Raw genomic sequence first — 5,152 nt, forward strand, 5'->3', positions numbered from 1 at the left:
CCTTCGGCGGTTGTCGCAGCCTTGCCGTCCGCTGACGCGTCCGCCATATCCGCGACCACCGCCACGGCTTTATCTTCCCAAGCTTTCACGGCTAAATTCCTCATTCATCAATTCCCTTACTAAAAGTCTTCCGCATTCGTTTGCAGCATTTTCAGCTTTGTGTTTTAAAGCAGGATAAGAAATAGGAAAGCAAAGGGTTTTGACACATTGAGATTCTTCATTGACATCCTTGAACACTTTGAGGATATATGCCTTTGGAAAAGATACTGGTTCGGGATTTACGGTGTAGAAAATAAGCATAATTAAAGCCCCTTCACTGGCTTAGTTAAGGGGCTTTACAAGAATTAAGAATATGCGCCCCTGATGGAACGCAATATATAAGGCCGTCTGAACAAGGGTATAATACGGAAAAATTAGATTTATTTACGGAAACCGATATGACCCACACCGTCCATCTGCAGTTTGAAGAAATTGACAATACCGTGTTGCAACGCCTGTGTGGCGCACTCGACAGCAATCTCGAAGCCTTAGGCAAAGCCCTTGATATCCAAATCAGCCGCCGCTTCGAACATTTCACCTTCATGGGCGAACTGGCACACGCCGGCCGCCGTGCCTTGCTGTCGCTTGCCGAAGCCGCAGAAAAAGGCGACTTGGACGACAACGCCATCAGCCTCGCGGCCGTTGAAGCAAAAACTGCAGATGAAAAACACGAAGAAAAACACCACGACCAACAATACTATTTCCGCACCAAACGTGGCAGCATCGGCGGCCGCACCCCGCGCCAAAACGGCTATATCCGCGCCTTGCTCAACCACGATGTCGTGTTCGGCTTAGGTCCTGCCGGTACGGGTAAGACCTATCTTGCCGTTGCCGCCGCAGTCGATGCCATGGAAAAACACCAAATCGAACGCATCGTTTTGGTACGCCCCGCAGTCGAAGCAGGCGAAAAATTAGGCTTCCTGCCGGGCGATTTGGCACAAAAAGTCGATCCCTACCTGCGACCGCTTTACGATGCGCTTTATGATTTAATGGGCTTCGACCGCGTAACCAAATTGATGGAAAAAGGTTTGATTGAAATTGCGCCGCTGGCCTATATGCGCGGCCGCACCTTAAATGGCGCGTATGTCATTTTGGACGAAGCGCAAAACACCACGCCCGAACAAATGAAAATGTTCCTAACCCGTATCGGCTTTGGTGCCAAAGCAGTCATTACCGGCGACATCAGCCAAATCGACCTGCCGCGCAACATCAAATCCGGCTTGAAAGATGCACGCGAAAAACTGCGCGATGTAGAAGGCCTGTATTTCCACACCTTCACCAGCGAAGACGTCGTCCGCCATCCTTTGGTGCAGAAAATCGTCGAAGCCTATGAAGCAGCAGAAGAACAAGCTGAAAAGAAAAGTGGCGAATAATCTTTTCAAATACTGAAGGCCGTCTGAAAATCAAATTTCAGACGGCCTTACTACATCATTCTCCCTATAATACTGCTATAATCCGAAAATCAAGTAAAACAACGACTTCAAAAGGAAAAATATGACCCTCAAGCCACCCATCCGAATCGCCGTTACCGGCGCGGCAGGCCAAATCGCCTACGCCACCCTCTTCCGTATCGCCGGCGGCATCATGCTTGGACGCGACCAACCCGTTATCCTGCAGCTGCTCGACCTGCCACAGGCACAACAGGCATTGCGCGGCGTGATCATGGAAATGCAGGATTGCGCCTTCCCACTCCTTGCCGACATCTTCGCCACAGACGACCCCGAAGTCGCCTTCAAAGATGCCGACATCGCCCTCTTGATTGGAGCACGCCCGCGTACCCAAGGCATGGAGCGTGCCGACTTGCTGCACGCCAATGGCGAAATTTTCAAAGTACAAGGCGCGGCGTTGAACAAAGTTGCCAATCGCAACGTTAAAGTCCTCGTCGTCGGCAATCCGGCCAATACCAACGCCTACATCGCCATGAAATCTGCACCCGACATCCCGCCGGAAAATTTCACCGCCCTGATGCGTCTTGACCACCATCGCGCCGTCAGCCAAATTGCCGAAAAAATCAACCGCCCGATTACTTCCATCGAGAAAATGTGCGTCTGGGGCAACCACAGCCCGACCATGTACGCCGACTACCGCTACTCCACCAGCAATGGCGAGTCCGTCCAAGACATGATTACCGAACCTGACTGGAACACCGAAGTCTTCATGCCGAAAATCGCCGGACGCGGTGCCGCCATTATCGCCGCACGCGGCTCATCATCCGCTGCCTCCGCCGCCAATGCCGCCATCTACCACCTGCGCGACTGGTTACTCGGCAGCAGCGGCAAATGGGTGACCATGGGCGTTCCATCAGATGGCTCTTACGGCATTCCCGAAGGTTTGATTTTCGGTTTCCCCGTCATTTGTGACGAAGGTAGCTACCGCATCGTCCAAGGCTTGGATTTGTCGGATGAATTCAGCCAAAAACGTATTGCCGCCACGCTGGCCGAATTGGAAGAAGAACGTTCAGCCATCCAGGATCTACTCTAAAACAAAGGCCGTCTGAAAACCAAATTTCAGACGGCCTAAATAATTAAATGCCCGTTCTACAATCATTTTTAAAAACTAGAATGGCACTCTTTGTCCTTGTTTATCTTTAAGATGCCATTGACCTGACGGTGTACAACCGCCACCACTACCGCCGACAGCATAATGATCACAATTCGGGTCAAGCCGTTTCCCTTGAGAATATGAGCCATTTGTCAAACCGTTCCCATCAAAGGAACTGCATGCGCCGATAAAAGCTACACAAAACAGAACTAAAATTTTCTTAAACATTTACATTACCATTTTTTTGTGAAAGTAATACCAATCATAGAACTATGACTTTTGTTTTTTAATATAGTTCTTTAATTTTTGTTTTTTATGCAAATAATTAATAATGATATAAGATTGATTAGTAAGTTTTCTGCGTTTGAAAAAGGCCGTCTGAAATCAAATTTCAGACAACCTTTACCGTGCAGCCTTATTCCGCTACATCAATGCACAAATATTTCAGTTCCAAATACTCATCCGCACCATATTTGCTGCCTTCACGTCCCAAACCGCTGCGTTTCACGCCGCCAAACGGTGCTACTTCATTACTGATTAAGCCCGTATTGATGCCGACCATGCCGTATTCCAAAGCTTCGCCGACGCGCCACTGGCGGGCGGTATCAGCCGTATAAAAGTAAGCTGCCAAACCGTATTCCGTATTGTTCGCAGCCTCGATGACTTCGGCTTCGGTTTCAAAACGGAACACTGGACACAAAGGCCCGAAGGTTTCCTCGCGAGCTACCGCCATTTGCGCCGTAACGCCACTTAAAACAGTCGGCTCAAAAAACGTTCCGCCCAATGCACTTCGTTTGCCGCCGGTCAGACAACTTGCGCCTTTAGCCAATGCGTCGGCGATGTGCTGCTCAACTTTCTCCACCGCTTTTTCCTCAATCAACGGTCCTTGGTTGACACCATCTTCCAAGCCGTTACCCAATTTGAGCGCAGCCACTTTTTCACTTAATTCGCGGCAAAATTCGTCGTAAATGCCGGATTGAGCGTAAACGCGGTTGGTGCAGACGCAGGTCTGGCCGCTGTTGCGGAACTTGCTGGCAAGCGCGCCTTCGACGGCTTTGTCCAAATCAGCATCGTCAAACACGATAAACGGCGCATTGCCGCCCAGTTCCAAGCTGAGTTTTTTAATGTCTGCCGCGCTGTCGGCAAAAATTTTCGCGCCGACTTCGGTAGAGCCGGTGAAGCTGATTTTGCGTACAGTTGGATTCGTAGCAAATTCATGGCTGATTTCCGAAGCGCTACCGCTGACAACAGGCAACAAATCCTGTGGCACGCCCGCCTCGCAAGCCAGCAAGGCCAGCGCATACGCGCTCAGGGGCGTGAGCGACGCAGGTTTGACTATCATCGCACAACCCACCGCCAAAGCAGGCGCAGCCTTGCGCGCAATCATCGCAGATGGGAAGTTCCACGGCGTAATCGCAGCAGTAACACCGACAGGCTGTTTCAATACAACCAGTTTTTGCGACGCTTTCACACTCGTCAATACATCGCCATCAATCCGCCGCGCCTCTTCCGCAAACCAGCGCACAAACGAAGCCGCATAATCAATCTCACCACGCGCCTCAGTCAGACTTTTGCCCTGCTCCATCGTCATGATACGCGCCAGTTCTTCTTTGTTTTCTTTAATCAAAAAATACCAACGCCACAACACATCGGCACGCTCCAATGCAGTTTTTGCTGCCCACAATTTTTGTGCCTCCTCTGCCTTTTGAATCAAAAGCTTCAGGCCGTCTGAATCAGTCTTACGAACAAATGCCAAAGCCTCACCTGTTGCAGGGTTATCAACTTTAATGGCATCTGGGATCGGAGAAAAGGAAATATCGGGATGATTGAGCAAACGGGCAAAATCTTTCATGAGAAACGACCTTTCTAAAACCGAGGATATACTTTCATTATCATATTCATACCATGAAAGCGCAACTGAATCGCAAAATAAGACAACAGCAAAGGCCGTCTGAATATCTTACAGACGGCCTTTTTTATTCGGTTTTATCTAATCTACACACTTATCTCAATTTAGATGAGCGAAGATAAGAATATATATTGATTAACAGAAGTAACGCATATAGAACAAATATAATGATTAATCCATAATTACCTGCTTTTATTGTACTGAAGACAACAATAAAAAACAGATCCAATTCTACTAAGTGGCAGATAAAATATACCAATAAAGCGAAGACGATTGTGCCAAGTATTTTTCTATTAAGCAAAAAAAGCAAAATAGAAATATTATTTAAAATAAAAAATAATTTAATGACGATTTCACTTCCCTCTATCTCCCCCTGAAGTTCAGACAGCTTATACATATCTCCATACACAATATAATCTGCAATATAGAAATTTTGCTTAAGAAGGAAAAAAGACAATATACATAGTAATAAAAAAATTATATATCCAACAAATTTATCAAATTTCATATCAAAAATATAATACCCTTTCCCTTTAATCTATCAGATATCATCTCTTCCATAACAAAGCTTTTTTATAGACAACCCAAATTCCATCTAATTATCCAGAACAGATAAAATAAATAAAAACAAGGCCGTCTGAAAGGTACCCAACCCCGGCGGCT

The 5,152-nt window shown here is 47.3% G+C and carries 3 protein-coding genes; 2 read left to right on the forward strand and 1 reads right to left on the reverse strand.

Features of this window, described 5'->3' with window-relative positions; translation table 11 throughout:
* Positions 1–437: 437 nt before the first annotated feature.
* A complete protein-coding gene (locus HMPREF2700_RS05505; protein ID WP_070590856.1) occupies positions 438–1,412 on the forward strand; it encodes a PhoH family protein in 975 nt (324 codons plus the stop codon).
* A 121-nt stretch (positions 1,413–1,533) separates the two neighbouring features.
* Complete coding sequence (locus HMPREF2700_RS05510; protein ID WP_070590858.1) at positions 1,534–2,520, forward strand: malate dehydrogenase; 987 nt, start codon at positions 1,534–1,536, stop codon at positions 2,518–2,520.
* A 475-nt stretch (positions 2,521–2,995) separates the two neighbouring features.
* On the opposite strand, the gene HMPREF2700_RS05515 is transcribed toward HMPREF2700_RS05510, so the two are convergent.
* The gene (locus HMPREF2700_RS05515) at positions 2,996–4,432 is read right to left on the reverse strand and encodes an NAD-dependent succinate-semialdehyde dehydrogenase (RefSeq protein WP_070590859.1); all 1,437 of its coding nucleotides are present in this window, start codon (positions 4,430–4,432) and stop codon (positions 2,996–2,998) included.
* Positions 4,433–5,152 lie beyond the last annotated feature (720 nt).

Origin of the sequence: Neisseria sp. HMSC068C04, from assembly GCF_001810105.1 — a bacterium.
In the GTDB taxonomy this organism is placed as follows: Bacteria; Pseudomonadota; Gammaproteobacteria; order Burkholderiales; family Neisseriaceae; genus Neisseria; species Neisseria flavescens_B.